Origin of the sequence: Niallia sp. NCCP-28, assembly GCF_023168165.1 — a bacterium.
GTDB lineage: Bacteria > Bacillota > Bacilli > Bacillales > Cytobacillaceae > Niallia.
Genome location: NZ_BQYJ01000004.1, coordinates 419,455 through 438,399, shown reverse-complemented (window position 1 = coordinate 438,399; position 18,945 = coordinate 419,455). Strand labels below are relative to the sequence as shown.

The following is an 18,945-nucleotide window of genomic DNA, read 5'->3' as shown; positions in this document are numbered from 1 at the left end:
GCAAAAGGAAAATATATAATAAGAAGAAACTTGTTGAAAAAGGAGCATTTTCTTAAGAATGGCAGGTGCTCTTTCAATTTGTCAGCAACTGCCTGCAGCTAGGAAAATCTTTCTCTTTAAAAAGTAGAATATTATGGAAAAAGCTGATAAAGTGGGGCTAACGATTGGCAGGAAATTAGCTGGTTTGTATAGCCTTATAGCCTGAGAAAAGATAAGATATAGACTGCATAAACGAGAAATTGCTGCTATAATTTTTATTTTGTTGTTGCTGCCTATTAAACAGGAATAAAGCATAAGAAAGTAATGCAATTGCAAAAATCCCAAAAGCCTTTTGGTTTTGGGATTTTTTTAGTTTTATACTTTATTGGATAACGAGTGTTATATACGAACAATAGGAAGTGAGCAGCAGCGAAAAGAACCACCTGATTTAATTATCTCAGAAAAATCAACCTCTATAATGTGGAAGCCTGCTTTGCGCAGCCGCTTATTTATTTGCACATTTTGCGAAAGACTCAATAATTTTCCTGGTTCAAGAGACAATACATTTGGCCCCATTGAAAAAAGTTCCTGCTCGTATACTTCAATTAAATGATAGTGTTCTTTTATTAACGCGATTGCATCTGCGGAAAATGCCTGTTTATAAATAATGGCAGTATCAGGGGAGATGATATTAAATACACAATCCAAGTGAAGGATCCTCTTTTTTAATTTTAAAGGAATTACTTCATAAGCAGGCAATTTCGTTTTTAATTCATTTATTGCTTCTTGAGAAGTCCTTCCGCTTAAACCAATCCATATTTTATTCTCTGCGATAATCACATCGCCGCCTTCAATCGAACCTGATGTGATTTCACTATAAGAAATATTGTGGGAATCCAGCCAATTTTTTAGGATAGATTCTTCTCCTTGGCGTATCCTGCTTTTCATATTTCCAATATACAATGTATCATCTAAGCAAAAGCCGATATCTCTGGTGAAAACCTGCTCATTATAACGTTTTTCAGTAGGCAGCATATGAACTGCCGCTCCATTTTCCTGAAGCGCATGTACAAAATTTTTATGCTGCTTCATAGCGAGCTTTTGATTGATATTATGTAATAAATATTGTTTTTGAGTTTCATTAATCGCCTCTTCAATTTTCATGAATTTTGGCGGACATACAATTACATGCCTCAGTTTATTATATTCATTAGAACATTTTACCGCATGGAAGTTTTGAGTTTTTATCATTCGGATTCATCCCCTTCTGAAAATATAATCTTTTTCACATTTCTCTTTCAGAAATAGACAGTCTCTGAAATAAAAATGGAGAAGCATACATGCATACCCAAAATACAATTGAATATTTATTAATTCTTTTGCATTTTTATTATTCTTAATTTTCAGACTAAATAACGGAGAATTAAACACTTACAGCAAAAATGAGTAGTTGTTTCTGCAAGTGTTCTTTTAAGAAAAATAAAATAAATACTTATTATCCTTTAAATAGTTTGTAGTTAATGTACAAATTGTTTTATCACGCATTAGCGGGATTTTGACTCCCACCTAAGGGATGCAGGCGGGAGATAACTGTCCGTAAAAGCCTGATTGGTTCAACTAACAATCAGTAGAAGATGAAGAAACCCCTCACTGATTGAAGTTTCACTTTATACCAGAGGCCAAACTGATCATTATAGAAAACTCTTGATATTAATGTTACCTTATCTTCGGGCTTTTTTAAAGCTTCAATAATTTTAGGATAGGGATGTCCTTGATATATGGCGGAATAATCGTCATATATCTATTATTATCTGTATCTTCTTCCCAGATCTAATATGCTCATTAAACTGTCTCTAATGTTGTTTTTGCTTGCATATGAAGAATGAAATATTTAGAATTTCTAGCTTTGGAGTCAGCGGCGGATATATTAAATCTATCAACTGGCTGCTAATCGATAATTGCTTCTGTACATCTTCTATTAAATCATAAATTTCCAACATGTTTTTTTTGCAGGCGCTTTTAAAATGCGATGAGGAAAATATTTAATAAAGGAAGAAATGGTTATTATATTCACATAGGTTTACCAGAAAATAAGCGAGTGTTTTGTCTTCTTTTTCTAATAGATAGCAGATTTTATAAAGAAAATGAAAGAATTGACATGGAGCAGGAATTTATTTAATATTATGTAGACCAATCGTTATAATTTAGAGGTGTAGAAATGAAGCAAAAAAAAGAAGGAAAACGGGATTTGATTATAAAGACTGCTTCTCAATTATTTCAATGCCAAGGCTATCATGGAACAGGCCTTAATCAAATAATTGAGGAAAGTGGAGCTCCAAAAGGCTCTCTTTATTATCATTTTCCTAAAGGAAAAGAAGAAATTGCTTTAGAAGCTATCCTGTTAATGAAGGAGCAAGTATTGGAAGAGGCGCAAGGAGATTTAAATAAAAAGGATTCTGCTGTAGAGGCGTTTCAATTTCATATAGAGCAGATTGCAGCAGAATTTGATAAGAAGATGAATATGGAGGGACTGCCGATTGGATTGATTGCTTCTGAAACAGCATCAACAAATGAGAAGCTTCGCTGTGCCTGCCAATCTGCCTTTCAAGAATGGCAATCATTGTATACAGATAAATTAAAGCAATTTGGGTATACCAAAGAGAAAGCCAAAGAATTAAGCATTGCCATTAATGCAATGATTGAAGGTGGATGCATTTTGGCAATGACAAGCGAAAGCGGGGAGCCGCTCCGCACTATCGCAAAACAGCTGCCTTTGCTGCTTAAAAAGGAAGAATAAAGGGGGAAATGCAAGATGCAAGCAGAAACAAGTGCCGCAATGGATAAGGGAAATAATTTAGGAAATATCAGAACGGTTCCTGTTATTGTATCCTTTGTCATTGCTGGTTTTATAGGATTGTTCAGTGAGACAGCTTTAAATATGGCATTAAATAATTTGATTACTAGTTTTGGAATTCATGAAACAACAGCACAATGGCTTACAACGGGTTATTTGCTTACGCTAGGGATTTTGGTTCCGATATCTGGATTGATATTGCAATGGTTTACGACAAGACAGCTATTTATCGCTTCTTTGATTATCTCCATTATTGGAACATTTCTTGCAGCGATTGCACCGACATTTAGTGTGCTTTTGATTGCTCGTGTTGTGCAGGCGATGGGAACAGCATTGCTGCTTCCGCTTATGTTTAACACCATTTTAATGATTGTGCCGCCGCAAAAACGGGGGAAAATAATGGGTGTTATTGGATTGGTTATCATGTTTGCACCTGCTGTAGGTCCTACATTATCTGGTCTCATTTTAAAAAGTCTTTCTTGGCATTGGATATTTTGGATTTCTTTGCCCCTTTTAATTTGTGCCCTTATTTACGGCATGTACTTTATGCAAAATGTAACAACACCAACGAAACCTAAAATTGATATCGTTTCTATTATATTATCCACGCTTGGTTTTGGTGGAATTGTCTATGGATTCAGCAGTGCAGGAGAAGGCGGTGGATGGAGCAATCCAATCGTTATAGTTTCTATAGCAGTTGGAATCGTTTCTTTGATTTTATTCTCTTTGCGCCAAATAAAGATGGAAAAACCGATGTTGAATTTAAGTGTGTTTAAATATCCAATGTTTACATTAGGGCTAGTGATGATTATTATCGCAATGATGACGATTTTGTCTTCGATGATTTTATTGCCATTATATTTGCAGACATCTTTAGCGTTAAGCACATTTGCAGCAGGGTTGTTATTGCTTCCAGGTGGAGTGATAAATGGTTTGCTTTCTCCTGTAATGGGCGGTCTATTTGATCGATTTGGACCGAAGTGGCTTGTTATTATTGGCTTTGTTATTATTACTGGAACAATGTTTGGGTTTACTAGCATTACAATGGAAACATCTTCTGCTTTTATTGTAGGAATGCATATTTTTATGATGATTGGAGTTTCTATGGTGATGATGCCAGCACAAACGAATGGCTTAAATCAGCTTCCTCGAGAACTGTATCCTGATGGAACCGCCATTATGAATACTTTGCAGCAAGTGTCAGGAGCAATCGGGACCGCTGTTGCGATTTCTATCTTGTCATCTGGCGCTGAGAAATATATGAGCACTGTAACAGATCCAGAAAATCCAATCAATCAATTGCTTGCTTTTACAGAGGGTGTAAAAAATGCTTTTGTATTTGCGATTATTTTAGGTGTTATCGGATTAGGCTTATCTTTTTTCCTTAAGAGAGTAGTGGTAAAGCAAGGAGAATAGGGGTAGAACATAGATGGTATCTATTGGTCGAATTTTCAACTGATAGATGCCTGTTTCTTTTTTTCAGCTATTTTTAATGAGTAAATCCATTGGTAAAACAGCTTTTGTTGAAAAGTGAGCGTCTGTTTTTAAAACAGTACCTTGCAATAAACAATACTAGATGGTATTCTATATCCATCAGGTATTTTTATATTACAGTACTATACAATAAACAGTACTAAATTATACAAGGAATAGGGTGACGTTATATTGAATGTCCAATTTAAAAAAGGAGTTTTAGAGTTGTGTGTGCTGGTGCTTTTGGATAAGAAAGACAGGTATGGCTATGAGCTGGTCCAAAAAATTTCTGATCAGATTGAAATTTCAGAGGGATCGGTTTATCCATTGCTTAGAAGATTAACGAAAGAAGAATACTTTACAACATACTTGCAAGAATCAACAGAAGGTCCTTCTCGCAAATATTATAAATTAACGGAGAAAGGGAGAATGTATCTCCATGAGCTGATTGAAGAATGGCATGTATTCTCCAATGGTGTTAATCAATTAATTAAAGAAGGTGTTAAAAATGACTAAAGATCAATTTCTTAAAAGTTTAGAGTCCGCTTTAAGACCATTGTCACAAGTAGAGAGGCAGGATATCCTCCAAGATTATAAGGAGCATTTTCTCATCGGATTAGAAGAAGGCAAAACCGAACAGGAAATAGCGGAAGCGTTGGGATCGCCAAATCAAATTGCAAAGGAATTATTGGCTTCTTATCATGTGGAGAAAGTCGATGCAAAAGCAACGACTGGGAATATTTTTCGAGCAATTTGGGCTGTTATTGGATTGGGATTTTTTAATCTAGTTATTGTCTTAGGGCCCTTTATTGCATTAGTTTCCTTAATTTTTTCAGGATGGGCAGTCGGCGTTTCCTTTATTCTTTCCCCATTGCTTATTTTTATCGATTTAGTACTGCAGCCGGGAGCATTTGAATTTTTTTATCTTTTTATGTCGATGTTACTTAGTGGAGTTGGGCTTTTTATATCGATTGGCATGTTCTATATTACCAAGTTTTTAATAAAAGGATTTGTGCGTTATTTAAAATATAATGTATCACTTGTGAAGGGTGGATTAAAGCATGACTAATTTGAAAAAAATAGCGATTATTGCAGCTTTTCTTATTGTGGTAGGGGTAGTCGGCAGCGTGTTGACCTTTGGTTTCCTTGATAAGGGAGTTAGCATTCAGGAGAAAAAAACGTTTGAACAAAAAAATATTGAATCAATAGAGGTCAATTCAAATAATGCACGTGTGGAAATCATTCCAACAAAAGATGAAGCTGCCAAAGTGGAGCTATTTGGGAAAGCTGCCAAAAATACAAAAAATGACTTCTCCGCAAAAATGGAAGGAGATACTCTCATTGTTAGTCTGGAGGAGAAGCAATTCGGCTTTCTTCATCTTGATTTTAGTAGAGAATCTCTTACGCTAAAAATAACATTGCCTGAAAAACAATACAATTCTTTAAAAATCGACAATGATAATGGTTATGTTCAACTTGCAGGTTTAAATGTCAAACAGTTGCAAGGAAATACAAATAATGGCCGTGTAGAATTGAAAAATATAACATCAGCTAGTGTGAACATAGAAACAGATAATGGAAAATTAATATTAAATGATGTTAGCGGCAAAATTAAAGGCAAAACAAATAACGGAAAAATTTCGATCAAAACAGCAGATTTAGATCGATCGATGGAATTGGAAACAGATAATGGCAGCATTGAAATAGAAACGGAAAAAGAGCCGACAAATGTTGCTTTTGATGTTCATGTAGATAATGGCCGGGTTAATATTCTCGATAAATATGAGGGGAATGCTGTTATTGGTGATGGAGATAATATTATTAAGCTAAAAACAAATAATGGAAAAATTAGTGTAATAAAATAGGCAAAAACCTTTAAAGGCTTATCAGGCATTCATGGGCTCTCGAATGCCTTGCTTTAAGGGATGATAAGAGAAAACGAGAAATTCAGGCGGAAGAAACTTGCCGGTAAAAGCTTGATAGAAGATTCTCGTTATGATAGTAGTGGAAAGGGGGCAGCGAGTTCTAGGATTTGCTGCCTTTATCTCTTGAATAGATTTTTATTCCCGCATAAGGGAGGATAAGAGCAATTTAGACGAGGAAAAAAGCTTTTGCATTATTGCAAGCAGCAACAAGACAAGATCATAGGCTTCATTCTCCGTATTTGCTGCCCAGCTTCAAACAAGCAAAAGGCCCTTTATGTCTAAAACTTTGATTCGTTTGGCTGATTTTTGCTCAATATATCCTTGCTGCTCCAGTTCAGTTAATTTGCGGCTGATTGTTTCAGGAGTAGTTCCTAAATAGGAAGCAAGATCCTTTTTGCTCATTGGCAGCATAAATTCCTTTGTTGGTTCTGAGTCGTCGATACATTCAGTCAAATAAAGGGCAATCCGTTTTTCTACTTTTTCTGTAGCAAAGCTGGCTGCTTGTTTTTCTGACTTTTCCAGCCTGGAAGCAAACTCTGCTAACAAGGGAAAAGAAATGGCTGGATATTTTATTATCAAGCTTTGCAAGTCAGAACGTTTCATCATACAGATATGCGTATCTGCCATTGCTTCTGCATAGGCTTCTTGTGTTGTTTCATTAAATAAAGCAAGTTCTCCTGTAAAATCCCCTGGATATAATATTCGTATAAGCTGTTCTTTTCCGGATTCAGAAAGGCGGTAAATTCTTATTTTTCCGCTGCTCACAATATATAAGGAGTCGGAATGATCACCTGCTTGATAAATGATGTCTCCTTTTGTATAGGAGACAGATTGAACGGTATCGGTGATTTCTTTCCGATGTTTTTCTTCTAAGTGATTAAAAATAGGAACCAATGATACACAAGAATGGTGGCTGCATAGATGTAATTTTTCTGCCATAATCCCCCTCCTTTTTATAGAATATGCCTTTATTTATCACGCATTAACGGGCTTTTGTTCCCCACTGATTGAAGTTTCACCTTATTATATTGCCTTATTGACGAAACAATAATCATAATATGCCATCTTCCCACCGGTGTTTGACTACTTGTCCTTTTTTCCTGCTGATCTGCTCTCTTTTTTGCTGAAATGTTGTTAGGCGCATCCCATGAAGAATCACGATTAATACACTTGCTTCATGAATAAACATGCCGGATGCCAAATGAACAGATTCAAGCAATACTCCTAATAAAAGGAGAAAGGCCATTCCAACAGCAAAAAACGTATTTTCCTTCATGTTGCGTATGGTTGCTTTGGATAGTGCGTAGGCATGGGGTAATTGGATTAATTTATCTGCCAACAGAACAATATCTGCTGTTTCGATTGCGGCATCTGTTCCACTTTCTCCCATTGCCAAGCCGACATCTGCTGCAGCAATGGCTGGCGCATCATTAATGCCATCCCCGATCATTGCTACAATATGTCCTTCATTCTGTAATTTTTTCACCACTTCCACTTTGTTTTCTGGCAATAGTTCGAAATGATATTCCCCAATTCCAAGCTGATCTGCCACTAATTTCGCTGTTGCTTTATTATCTCCTGTTAATAGAAGAATCCTTTTGATGCCGTTTCTTTTGAGTGCTGATATGGCAGCTGGTGCATCTTCCCGAATTTGGTCGGCGATAGAAATTATTGCAGCAATTTTCCCATCAATCGCTGCGAAAATTGCTGTATTTCCAGCCTGTTCACGAGCTGCTGCATAATAAGCTGCTTCCTCTGAAATAGTAATAGCTGCTTCTTTCATTAATTGGCGATTCCCCGCCATGACAAAAGAGCCTGCTACTACAGCGTAGATCCCTTTTCCTTTTGCCACTTTTGGATTTATAGGCTTCTCTGTCTGTTTAATTCCTCTTGCGTGTGCTTCATTAATGATGGCTTTGCCTAAATGATGCTCTGAAATGCTTTCTGCTTCTGCCACTATTTTTAATAGGTCGTTTACGTTCTGATCAGAAAATATTTGAATATCTGTAACAGTTGGTTTGCCTTTCGTTAGTGTGCCTGTTTTATCAAATATTAGGACATCTGCTTTTGAGAATTTTTCCATTACTTCTCCGCCTTTTACAAGGATGCCATGCTTCGCTCCGTTTCCAATTCCTGCAACATTTGATACTGGTGCACCAATTACCAGTGCCCCAGGACATGCAATGACTAAAAAGGTAATGGCTAGATGAATATCTTTTGTAAGTACATAAACAAGAAGGGACAAAAGCACAATAGAGGGAGTGTAAAGCTGAGCAAAACGATCGAGAAATTTCTCCGTTTTTGTTTTTGAAGCTTGAGCCTCTTCCACAAGTTCAATGATTTTGGCAAAGGCTGTATTCTCTCCAACCTTTTCAGCTATCACTTCCACATATCCGCTATCTACAATCGTCCCGCTGAATACTTTATCTTGGTGCCTTTTCATCACAGGTATACTTTCCCCAGTAATGGCTGCTTCAGATAAAGCTGCCTGCCCTTTTATAATCCTGCCATCAACAGGCACTTTTCCGCCAGACCGAATAATAATATAATCCCCTTCTGCAACGGCCTCTACAGGTATTTCTACTTCTTTCCCGTTTTGAATGACAGTTGCAGTTTCTGGAGCCATATTCATTAGTTCTTTTAAATTAGCGCGAGTCTTCTCTAACGTGCGCACCTCTAAATAGGCGCCAAATAAAAAGAGAAAGGCGACAATAGAGGATTCCGTATATTCTCCTATAAACAGGGCGCCGATCACTGCGATGGTGACCAATAGTTCAATGCTGAAGGCCTTCATGCGCAATGCCTGCATCGCTTTTATTCCAATCGGAATACCGGCTGCTAAAGTAGAGAGAATAAGGGAAAAACTTTTTAGTTCCTCTTTTCCCCATAATCCTAAGAGAAGCCCAGTAAGGATAAAAACTCCAGAAAAAAAGGCGAGGAATCGTTTGTTTTTATGAATAAGTTCTATCATTGTTTCACTTCCTTTGATTTAGAAAAATGGAGTGTCATCAGATTTTTGGCTTTGTTTATCCGCTATTTGTAAGGCATATCTAATAGTTGGCAGATAAAACAGAATAGCCTAATTTGCTGATCGTTTGTTCTAATCCATCTCCGCCGATAATGGATGAATTATATTCTGTTTTCACTTTGCTGGCGTGAAACAACACTTTAGCGGAAATCACCCCTGTTGTGTTATTTAAGACAGTCTCTATTTTTTTGATGCATGATGGACAAGCTAATGGCTCTAATTGAAAAACAGCTTTTGCCATTTCGATTTCCTCCTTTGTTTTGATATATTTATATTAATGGAGCGTTCATTTTTTTTACTTGATATAAATCAATTTTTAGAAGAAAAATCCTTCGATGGCAAAATAGAGGGGAGGGGGACTATTAAAATGGACATCTTTTTTTAAAGAAATGAGAGGAAACATAAAGAATGGCGTGAATAGAAAAACGTTGCTTCTTGGAAAGCCTGTCTCAGGTTGGAATAAGCGAATCTTGTTATTTGTTGATTTTATGCTTATTTAAATATTTGACAATATTTAGAATGTAATTTTTAATAGTCTTAGAAACAATCTTAACTATTTAAGGAAAGGAGAAAATATTTTCTGTTTTAAAGAAATTTTTTCTATAGGGATATCATTTGTATTTGCAGTAGAATGAGGCTAGGGCTGCTGGGAAGCCTAAAAGGAAAATCTATAGCCTGTTTAAATGCAGACTATTCAACCGATAAAAAGAAAGCGCTATCTTTATAGTGGATCCAGGAGGAGAAATGGTCAATGAAAAAAAATCCAATGCGAGCAGCAGTACTCACAAGTCTTAAAAATATTGAGTTGCAGAATGTAGAAATTCCAATTCTAAAGGATAATGAAGTATTGATTAAAATAAAAGCAGTAGGGCTTTGCGGTTCAGATGTCCATTACTATGAACATGGAAAAATAGGAAACTATGTGGTAGAAAAACCTATTATATTAGGGCATGAAGCTTCTGGAGATATTGTGGAGGTGGGGAAAAATGTTAGGGGCCTTCAGAAAGGACAAAGAGTATCCATTGAACCTGGAGCAACTTGCGGAGAATGCACCTATTGTAAAGAAGGACGCTATAATCTATGTCCAAGTGTAGAGTTTTTGGCGACACCGCCTTATGACGGGGTATTTTGCGAATATGCTGTGATGAGAGAGGATTTAGTTTTTCCTATCCCAGATAGCATGAGTTATGAAACGGCTGCTCTAGTAGAACCTTTTTCAGTAGGCGTGCATGCAATTAGTCGGGGGGAATTAAAGGCTGGCGAAACAGTAATTATTCTGGGAATGGGGCCAATTGGACTTGTGACTGCTGCTGCAGCCAAAGCAGCTGGGGCAAAAATGATTATTGGCGTCGATTTAGAAACAAGCCGCTTAGAAGTTGCCAAAAGTATGGGAGCAACTCATATTATTAATTTACGTGAAGAAGATTTAGAAGAAAAAGTAAAGGAATATACAAATGGCATAGGGGCAGATCTTGCGATTGAAACAGCTGGAAGCCCTAAAGCTGTTCAAGGAACAATTTTGTCTGTACGCAGAGGAGGAAGGGTGGCAATTGTCGGTTTGTCTCCACAAGATGAAGTGCCAGTAAGCATATCTCAAATCATCGATAAAGAAATCGATGTAAAAGGGGTATTCCGTTACCATCATACATATCCCCGCGCTATTGAAATGCTTTCTGGCGATAAAATAAATATAGAAAAAATGATTACCGATAAATATCCGTTGGATGAAGCGGCAAAAGCTTTTGAAAAAGCGATTCATGATAAAACAAACACATTAAAAATCATGATTTATCCAGGAATATCTAGCTAAAAGGCAAGAATAGGTTTAAAAAAGGGCTCCTAGTGTTTTTGACTAACAGGAGCCCTTTTCATATTGTTTTTTAAAATTCTTCATATACCGCTGGATCTTGATCTGCAATTCGTCCATCTGGTCGTGTTAAGTTTGAAATCTGGTTCATTTCTTCTTCTGTTAAGGAAAAATCAAATATATTCAAATTGTCTAACTGACGTTTTGGTGAGCTTGATTTCGGGATTGGCAGGGCACCAAGCTGAATATGCCAGCGCAAGATGATTTGTGGAATTGTTTTTTGATGTGTGTTTGCGATTTGTTGGATGGTTTCATTTTGGAGAACATTATTGGCTCGGCCTAATGGACTCCATGATTCTGTTACAATTTTTTTCTCTTTATCATAGGCAAGCTGTTCTTCTTGAGAGAAATATGGATGGAGTTCTATTTGGTTGACACTTGGTGCTACTCCTGTTTCTTTTATGAGGCGGTCCAGGTGTTCTGGCAGGAAATTGCATACACCGATGGAGCGGATTAGCCCCCATTTTTTTGCATCAATTAGTGCTTGCCATGCTTCCACATATAAGTCAGTTTTAGGATTTGGCCAATGGATAAGAAATAAATCATAGTAATCTAGTTTGGAACGGTATAGTGATTCTTGGATAGTATAGATGGCATTTTCGTATTTTTGATGGCGGCCAGGCAATTTTGAAGTCACAAGAAGCTGATTTCGAGAGACAGAACTGCGGCGAATAGCTTCTCCAACCGCGCCCTCATTTTCATAATTAAAGGCAGAATCAAGCAAACGATACCCCATATCAATGGCACTAGTCATCGCTTGAACTCCTGCAGCCCCTCTTAGATCATAGGTTCCAAGGCCAACCGCAGGCAAAGTTAATCCATCATTCAGTGTAATTTCTGGAATTGAAGTATTCATAATATCCTCCCCTTTTTGACTATTTAAATTAGGCTCTTTTCTAAAAGATTGTTGTTTTTAAATAAGTTTGTAAACAAAAAACTATTTAGGTTGATTGGAACGGATATGCGAGACTCCTTTGGGAGCACCGCCGCGAGCATCCTGAAGCGGAAATTAACCTTTCCCAGTGCTTAGTGAATAGCAACAAAGTTTACGAAAACAGCCTTAAATTAATTATAGAAAAAGCAAGAGGGAATGGCTAATATTTGCACTTGCAGCGAGGAATAATCAGTCTTCTAATAGGGGAGGAGGCTAGTCATTCCAGGTATTATAATAATTAAATGGATGAGTTGCGTCTGCCGCTGTTCTAAATATTCTTTTTTGCTTTTTTAGTTTTTTAATTGCAGCGGATAAGGATTTGGGGTTTGTAGCTTGATCATGCATTAAAATGATGCTTGCCCTATTTTTTCTATCGTTGTATTGGATATTTTTTTCGATTATTTTTATTGATTTAGTTTTGTTTTGCGGCTTTTTCCAGTCTTCACTGTCCACATTCCAATCCCACATTTGAAATCCTGCCTTTTTCATCGCTCTGCGGTATGATGCGGTCATATATGGTTTGCTGCCATAAGGTGTTCGCACAATTGTACTGGTTATCCCTGTAATATCTTTGACAATTTTTTGAGCTTCTTTCATTTCTTTAACAGCAGTTTGCGGTTTTTTATAAAATTCTTTTGCACGATGGCTCATTCCATGGAGACCAATTGTATGTCCTTCGTTCACGATTCTATTTAACAAGCATTTATGCGATGCTGCATTTGGGCCCAGCACAAAAAAGGTTGCCTTTACGTTCTCTTTTTTTAATAAATTAAGAATGTTTTTGGTGTATTCATTAGGGCCATCATCAAAGGTTAAATAGATTGATTGTTTGCTTTCATAAGAGTTATTTTTGGCATGTACGACATTTTCTGAATGGGCAATAAACATAAACATAATAATAAGAAGAAAAGAAATATATGTTTTCACTGTTTGTACCACCACCATGACGTCTGTTTATCCGGCACTAACAGGCTTTTGACCCCACCTCAAGATGATGAGAAGTCTAGGTGGTAGAAACTAGCCCGTAAAGACCCGATTGCTTGATCTAACAATCAGTGGGGGACGTGGAAAACCCCACTGGTCGAAGTTTCACTTTATGCAGCTTGCTGCTTGAAAATTGGGGTATATCAGTTAATAATATAGTAAATAAATGTTTACATGTATACAGGCTGTCGACCAGCACTCCTTTTTTATTGTTTGTCCTTTGGCTGCGCTGCCTCAAAAGCCAATTGTTTTTGTTCAGTCTGGAAGTTAATGCTGGATTTTGTTTATCACGCATTAACGGGCTTTTGACTTCCAACTAAGGGATTATAAGAGAAAACGAGAAATCTAGGTGGGCAGAAACTTGCCCATAAAAGCCTGATTGGTTCAACCAACAATCAGTAGAGGGCGTGGAAAACCTTCCCTGATTGAAGTTTCATTTTATGTTCTTTATGAATTTTACATGTATATTGTATGATAGATAGTTTATCCAAGTATTTGAAAATAATGAGAGTGATTTGAAGTATTTCGGAGGTTATTATGGCAGATTTATTTAAAATTATTGCAGAGATAGTTAATATTATTCACGATGTCATTATGGCAGCAGCAGCGCAAATTGGCTGGCAGGCAACTGATAAAGATTTGCACCTGTGGATTATCGGCATTATCGGCATCATTGCTTTTTTTATTGTGCAAGCTGTTTTTAGACGACTGGCAAAATGGAGCATCACAAGCATTTCTTTTATTTATACGTTCACCTTGATCTTAGTGCTGGTATTTGCGATTGAAATCCAGCAGGGCATTACAGGCAGGGGAAATATGGAATTTGCGGATGCTGTGGCAGGCATCTATGGATTTTTATTATTTTTTGGCATCTATGTTGTATGGAGAGTAATTCGATATGGACTGACTAAGCTTGTCAAAAAAGAAAAAAAAGAAGGCGATACTAGCAAAAAAGGAAGAAGGTATAAAGGGTAAAAGATGGCTAGACCTAAAAAATAGGTTTAGCTTTTTGTTTTGCTGTGCTTTTTCGCATGGAAATTAAAAAAATGCAAATAGTAGTAAAAGAAGAAGGAGTTTGCTGCTTCAAAAGCGAATTAAATAGACAAGCACAGCTAGATAACTTAGTTGCCTGCTTGCAATCAAAATGAAAGGATGATTTTTATTGTTATTCAACATGCAAAACAAACCACATTGATTAAAAAGTATTGGGACTTGTATGAAAGCAAAAAGGAGTTATCGTATTTAGTTAAACCTTCTATGCCGATTATGTATTTTGGCAATATCAAAAAATATCTAGAATCCCCTATTCGCATCGTTACAGTTGGTCTGAACCCATCAAGGAGAGATTTCCCTGAACCAGACCCTTTCCAAAGGTTTCAATCTATGAAACAAGACCATTATTATCATTTCAATCAGCAGTATACTTCTGCACTTAATCAGTATTTTGACGACGACCCATACAATGCTTGGTATAATCCAGCTTTCGAAAATATGTTAAATGGCCTAGATGCCAGTTTTTACAACAGAAAAGAAAATACCGCCCTCCATACAGATATCTGCACACCATTAGCTACGAATCCTACATGGGGCGACTTAACAAAAGAAACGAAATTAGATCTTCAGGCAACAGGCGTTCCATTATGGCACGAACTGATTGATTGCCTAGAGCCGGATATTATCCTTATCTCTGTGGCAGGAGAACATTTATCGAAAATTCAATTTGAAACAATAAAGGATTGGGAAACCATCTACACTTCACCGCGGGATAAGCCATATTTAATCAACAGCAAACAAGTAAGACTAGCAAGCGGCAAAACAAGTTCTATCTATTTTGGAAGAGCGAGTGAACTGCCATTTGGTTTGGTAGGAGCAGAAGAACAGTTTATTATCGGCAAACATATTAAAACAATTACGGAAAAATCAAAAAATCCAGCAGTTTTTATGCCATTTATTCATCCGGGATTGGAAGTAGACGGAGAAGATGGAGAAATGTTTGGCTGGGAAGAAAAAATACAGTAAGAAAAAGGTATGGCGGATTATTTTCGCCATACCTTTTTTTGCTGTGATTAATAGATGTTGCTGCGTTTTGGATGGTTTTGTTGCGATTTTGGACATGTATGCTGCAGTTTTTATGGTATTTGTTGCGATTTTCTTCGATTTAGCTATTATTCGACAAAAACTACTAAATAACTACCGCAAATATAAAAAAGGAGGGAGATCCTCCTTTTTTATTATCAATGTCCTGCCATTAATGCAGGGTTTGCCTTTTCCTCAGGATCAGGCTTATCTTCAGGCTTATTCTTTGGTTTGCGAAGAAGGAGACTGAATAAGAATCCTGCCACAGCAAGACAGGCAGAAAGGAAGAAGGTATCTGCAAATCCTGCCGTCACTGCTTCAGCAGGGGCTAATCCTTTGGCAACATCTTTCATATGTGTTGTAATATGTGATGTTAAATAGCCTGTTAAACCAGCTACAGCAAAGGAAACGACAACTTGTTGAGCTGCTGTTGTCAGTGGCGTTACCCTGCTGACTAATTTGCGGGGAGCTGCATTTAACACATGTGTGTTGACAGGCATCATTGTAAGTCCCATGCCTGCTCCCATTAAAAATAAGGATAAAAGAATCATTCCTAAACTTGTATCCACTTTTACTTGTGCCAACAAGTAAAGTCCTGTAGAAATAACGCCAAGACCTGTTAGGGCAAGAGGGCGAGCACCAATTTTATCAAATAAACGACCGCTTATTGGCATAAAGATTCCAGAAGCCAATGCTTGAGGCAATAAGATCAGCCCTGTTTCTAATGCTGTATAGCCCTTTACTTGCTGCAGGTATAATGGTGTGATAATCATTGAACCAAATAAGGCTATTTGAGTTAGCCAAGCAAGCAGAATTCCTCTTGTGAAGTCAGAAGAACGGAATACACGTAGCTCAAGCAATGGCTGTTTTTGGCGCAGTTCTACAAAAATAAATAGAAGCAATGCAATACCGCCAACTGTTAAACCGATAATAGTCGACTTAGAAGTCCAGCTTGTTCCACCTTCACTAACGCCATATGCAAGCATGGCAAAAGCAATTGGAGCAAGAATCATGCCAATTACATCAAGATGTGGTGCAGCATGTTTTTCTGATTCAGGAAGAAACTTCATGCCAACGAACATTGCGACAATACCGATTGGCAAGTTAATTAGGAATATCCAATGCCAGCTTACATATTCTACAAGCCAGCCTGATAAGACAGGACCAAGTGCTGGAGCAAGCAGCATAGGAATTCCTAGAACTCCCATGATGGCACCTCTTTTGTCAGGGGGAGCCAATTTAAATACCATAGCCATCCCAATTGGAGAGACCATTCCGCCGCCTATGCCTTGAATGATTCGGAAAATAATCAGCTGAACTGGCGATTGTGCAAGAGAACATAATACGGATCCTGCTGTAAATAAGGCAATGGTAATAAGAAAAATCCGTTTGGCTCCGAATTTATCTGTCATCCATCCTGCAAGTGGGATTACTGCAGAGAGAGCTAATGTATAGCCAGTAACTGTCCACTGAATGGTTTTGAGGTCTGTATCAAAATAATCGACTAAATTAGGAATGGCAACATTGACGACAGTGCTGTCTAAAATAACCATAATCATTCCAACGATAACTGCAAGAAGGGGTGCAATGATTGTTTTAATAGAAAACTCATGGGAAGCATCAGAAGTTGACCCATTGTTAGGATTGGCCATATTTTCACACTACTTTCTTTTTCTTTAGTTTTAAACATTTTGTTTGAATATTAAAAATTAAACAGTGTTTAAAACAACGTTTAACATGAATTTAACTGGTTTCTTTTTATCTGTCAAGAAAAATAATTGCTGTAAATGTTTGCAATAATAAGAGCATCATCCCTTGACCCAAAAGCTAAAGCATATTATCGTTATAGTAAAATAAACGGATTTTATTGATTTGAGTTTAGAAATAGGGGAGTTAAACGATGACAAAAAGCTCCGAAAAAGATGGGACTACCAAAACAAATATACTAAATGCGACATTAGAGCTGATTAAAACAGAAGGACTAGAAAAGATAACATTGCGTAAAATAGCTGCAGCAGCCGATGTGAACTTGGCGCTGATTAATTATTATTTTGGATCAAAAGATAAATTGATCAATGAAACATTAAAAGTTCTTCTCGCTTCCTTTCAAGAAGCTTTTTCCATTTTAGATGATTATTCTATGCCGCCAAAGGAAAGATTTAAAACCTTTTTGCTTCATTATATAAACTCTATTATCGTATATCCAGAGCTGCTTCGAGAAATGCTTGGCAAAGGCGATATTTCTTTTGAATCACAATTAGATTATAAAAATTTTATGAAAACAATGGGTTTAAATAAAATCAAAATGACGATTCAAGAAATTACTGGGGTAGAGGATTCAGATATTTTAACTATGATGATGATGCAAATCCATGCAGCCTTCTTTTTTCCGATTTTGATGGCTTGCAAACAAAATGCTCCAATTATATGGAATCCTATTCCGATTGAAAAGCAGATAGATCATTTATTTTCTCATTATTTTGCTAAGTATTCGTAAGTAAAGGTATGGCAGATTAAATTGCCATGCCTTTTTTGCGGGGGTTGTTGCGGTTTTTATGGTGTTTGCTACGATTTTTTTCGATATAGCTATTATTCGACAAAAGACGACATGTCTATTTGATAAGTTTAATCTATGTAAGCACAGGCTGTCTTTTACTGTTTAAATATGTTAACCTATAAATATATTTAGTTAACATAAAAAGGAGAGCTAAAGATGAAAAGCAGTTTAGATTTAGAAAACCTAGTCAAAAAATCATTGAAATTAAATGCTATTACAATGAAGGAAGGTTTAGGGATTCTGCAAATAGAGAATGAGCGGATTCTTGAGCTAATGAATGCAGCTTATCAAATTAGGAAGTATTTTTATGGAAACAAAGTGAAATTAAATATGCTGTTGAATACAAAAAGCGGCCTATGCCCAGAAGATTGTGGTTATTGTTCCCAGTCGATCGTTTCAGAAGCAGCAGTAGAAAAGTATTCTCTTCTTGATAAAGAAACCATTATAGAGGGGGCAAAAGAAGCAATTCGGAGAAAAGCTGGCACTTATTGTATTGTGGCAAGTGGGCGGGGACCTACCAATAGGGAAATTGAACAAATTGCGGAAGCAGTGAAAGAAATTACTGAGACCACTTCTTTAAAAATATGCGCTTGTTTAGGGCTGTTAACTAAAGAAAAAGCTGAGTGCCTAAAAGAAGCGGGAGTGCACCGATATAATCACAATATTAATACACATAAGAATCATCATGAATATATTACAACAACTCATACATATGATCAGCGGACTGATACGATACAGCTAATAAAAAATACAAATATTTCTCCATGTTCTGGAATAATTATAGGCATGGGAGAAACGGATGAACAAATTGTAGAGATGGCTTTTGCATTAAAGGAATTGGAAGTAGACAGCATCCCTGTTAATTTTCTTCATCCCATTTCAGGCACTCCATTAGGAAATCTTCCCCTTACCATGCCGTTAAAAGCATTAAAAGTATTGGCTTTAATCCGTTTTATTTGCCCAAACAAAGAGATTCGCGTTTCAGGAGGAAGGGAAATAAATCTAAGATCCTTGCAGCCAATGGCTCTTTATGCAGCCAACTCTATTTTTATTGGCGACTATTTAACCACTCAAGGGCAGCAAATCGAGGCAGATCATCAGTTGATAGAAGATTTAGGATTTGAAATAGAAACTTGTGCTTTATAAGCTTGTAAAGGCAAGGAGTTAAGTTATGGGAAAGGGGGCTGGATGCAAATGTCCCCTTGTAAAAACTAATGGTATTAGTTAAGATGAAACTAATACCATTAGTTTTATCTTAAGGAGTGAAA

General features: G+C 36.8%; 17 protein-coding genes and 2 pseudogenes. 10 read left to right on the top strand and 9 right to left on the bottom strand.

Annotated elements, in window-relative coordinates:
• Positions 1-378: 378 nt before the first annotated feature.
• The 3 genes and pseudogenes from NCCP28_RS14660 to NCCP28_RS23850 all read right to left on the bottom strand — a co-directional run.
• Positions 379-1,230: a dimethylarginine dimethylaminohydrolase family protein gene (locus NCCP28_RS14660; RefSeq protein WP_248562144.1), complete on the bottom strand. Its 852-nt coding sequence runs from the start codon at positions 1,228-1,230 to the stop codon at positions 379-381.
• 415 nt (positions 1,231-1,645) lie between these two features.
• Positions 1,646-1,791, bottom strand: a pseudogene (rocD, locus tag NCCP28_RS23855) (ornithine--oxo-acid transaminase); the annotation flags it as partial.
• A 30-nt stretch (positions 1,792-1,821) separates the two neighbouring features.
• Positions 1,822-1,980: pseudogene (locus NCCP28_RS23850) on the bottom strand (L-glutamate gamma-semialdehyde dehydrogenase); the annotation flags it as partial.
• A gap of 217 nt (positions 1,981-2,197) precedes the next feature.
• Between NCCP28_RS23850 and NCCP28_RS14650 the strand changes: the two are divergent.
• From NCCP28_RS14650 to NCCP28_RS14630, 5 genes are all read left to right on the top strand, one after another.
• Positions 2,198-2,776, top strand: coding sequence for a TetR/AcrR family transcriptional regulator (locus NCCP28_RS14650; protein ID WP_248562143.1), 579 nt, complete (start codon positions 2,198-2,200; stop codon positions 2,774-2,776).
• A 15-nt stretch (positions 2,777-2,791) separates the two neighbouring features.
• Complete coding sequence (locus NCCP28_RS14645) at positions 2,792-4,249, top strand: DHA2 family efflux MFS transporter permease subunit (protein WP_375709408.1); 1,458 nt, start codon at positions 2,792-2,794, stop codon at positions 4,247-4,249.
• A gap of 249 nt (positions 4,250-4,498) precedes the next feature.
• Positions 4,499-4,822, top strand: a complete 324-nt coding sequence (locus NCCP28_RS14640) for a PadR family transcriptional regulator (protein ID WP_248562142.1) — start codon at positions 4,499-4,501, stop codon at positions 4,820-4,822.
• Positions 4,815-5,375 carry an HAAS signaling domain-containing protein gene (locus tag NCCP28_RS14635; RefSeq protein ID WP_248562141.1) on the top strand — a complete coding sequence of 187 codons (561 nt, stop codon included), beginning with the start codon at positions 4,815-4,817 and terminating at the stop codon, positions 5,373-5,375. The genes NCCP28_RS14640 and NCCP28_RS14635 overlap by 8 nt, the downstream gene beginning before the upstream one ends.
• Positions 5,368-6,171, top strand: a complete 804-nt coding sequence (locus NCCP28_RS14630) for a DUF4097 family beta strand repeat-containing protein (protein WP_248562140.1) — start codon at positions 5,368-5,370, stop codon at positions 6,169-6,171. The genes NCCP28_RS14635 and NCCP28_RS14630 overlap by 8 nt, the downstream gene beginning before the upstream one ends.
• A 312-nt stretch (positions 6,172-6,483) precedes the next feature.
• Here the strand turns inward: NCCP28_RS14630 and NCCP28_RS14625 are convergent, their stop codons facing one another.
• The 3 genes from NCCP28_RS14625 to NCCP28_RS14615 form a co-directional block, all read right to left on the bottom strand.
• On the bottom strand, positions 6,484-7,170 hold the full coding sequence (locus NCCP28_RS14625; protein ID WP_248562139.1) for a Crp/Fnr family transcriptional regulator: 687 nt from the start codon (positions 7,168-7,170) through the stop codon (positions 6,484-6,486).
• A gap of 112 nt (positions 7,171-7,282) precedes the next feature.
• Positions 7,283-9,202 carry a heavy metal translocating P-type ATPase gene (locus NCCP28_RS14620; protein ID WP_248562138.1) on the bottom strand — a complete coding sequence of 640 codons (1,920 nt, stop codon included), beginning with the start codon at positions 9,200-9,202 and terminating at the stop codon, positions 7,283-7,285.
• A gap of 79 nt (positions 9,203-9,281) precedes the next feature.
• Positions 9,282-9,500, bottom strand: coding sequence for a heavy-metal-associated domain-containing protein (locus NCCP28_RS14615; RefSeq protein WP_248562137.1), 219 nt, complete (start codon positions 9,498-9,500; stop codon positions 9,282-9,284).
• 510 nt (positions 9,501-10,010) lie between these two features.
• On the opposite strand from NCCP28_RS14615, the gene NCCP28_RS14610 reads away from it, so the two are divergent.
• The gene (locus tag NCCP28_RS14610) at positions 10,011-11,069 is read left to right on the top strand and encodes an NAD(P)-dependent alcohol dehydrogenase (RefSeq protein ID WP_248562136.1); all 1,059 of its coding nucleotides are present in this window, start codon (positions 10,011-10,013) and stop codon (positions 11,067-11,069) included.
• 70 nt (positions 11,070-11,139) lie between these two features.
• Here NCCP28_RS14610 and NCCP28_RS14605 read toward each other — a convergent pair whose 3' ends face one another.
• Positions 11,140-11,982 (bottom strand): aldo/keto reductase, encoded by an 843-nt coding sequence (locus NCCP28_RS14605; RefSeq protein ID WP_248562135.1) that lies wholly within the window; start codon positions 11,980-11,982, stop codon positions 11,140-11,142.
• A 291-nt stretch (positions 11,983-12,273) separates the two neighbouring features.
• Positions 12,274-12,987, bottom strand: coding sequence for a polysaccharide deacetylase family protein (locus NCCP28_RS14600; protein WP_248562134.1), 714 nt, complete (start codon positions 12,985-12,987; stop codon positions 12,274-12,276).
• 594 nt (positions 12,988-13,581) lie between these two features.
• On the opposite strand from NCCP28_RS14600, the gene NCCP28_RS14595 reads away from it, so the two are divergent.
• Positions 13,582-14,019, top strand: coding sequence for a hypothetical protein (locus NCCP28_RS14595; protein WP_248562133.1), 438 nt, complete (start codon positions 13,582-13,584; stop codon positions 14,017-14,019).
• Positions 14,020-14,196: 177 nt separating this feature from the next.
• A complete protein-coding gene (locus NCCP28_RS14590; RefSeq protein WP_248562132.1) occupies positions 14,197-15,063 on the top strand; it encodes a hypothetical protein in 867 nt (288 codons plus the stop codon).
• 215 nt (positions 15,064-15,278) lie between these two features.
• On the opposite strand, the gene NCCP28_RS14585 is transcribed toward NCCP28_RS14590, so the two are convergent.
• Complete coding sequence (locus NCCP28_RS14585) at positions 15,279-16,772, bottom strand: MDR family MFS transporter (RefSeq protein ID WP_248562131.1); 1,494 nt, start codon at positions 16,770-16,772, stop codon at positions 15,279-15,281.
• A 248-nt stretch (positions 16,773-17,020) separates the two neighbouring features.
• Here NCCP28_RS14585 and NCCP28_RS14580 point away from each other — a divergent pair, with 248 nt between their 5' ends.
• Both NCCP28_RS14580 and bioB read left to right on the top strand, forming a co-directional pair.
• Positions 17,021-17,617, top strand: coding sequence for a TetR/AcrR family transcriptional regulator (locus tag NCCP28_RS14580; protein ID WP_248562130.1), 597 nt, complete (start codon positions 17,021-17,023; stop codon positions 17,615-17,617).
• A 216-nt stretch (positions 17,618-17,833) separates the two neighbouring features.
• On the top strand, positions 17,834-18,823 hold the full coding sequence (gene bioB / locus NCCP28_RS14575) for a biotin synthase BioB (RefSeq protein WP_248562129.1): 990 nt from the start codon (positions 17,834-17,836) through the stop codon (positions 18,821-18,823).
• The last annotated feature ends 122 nt before the right edge of the window (positions 18,824-18,945 follow it).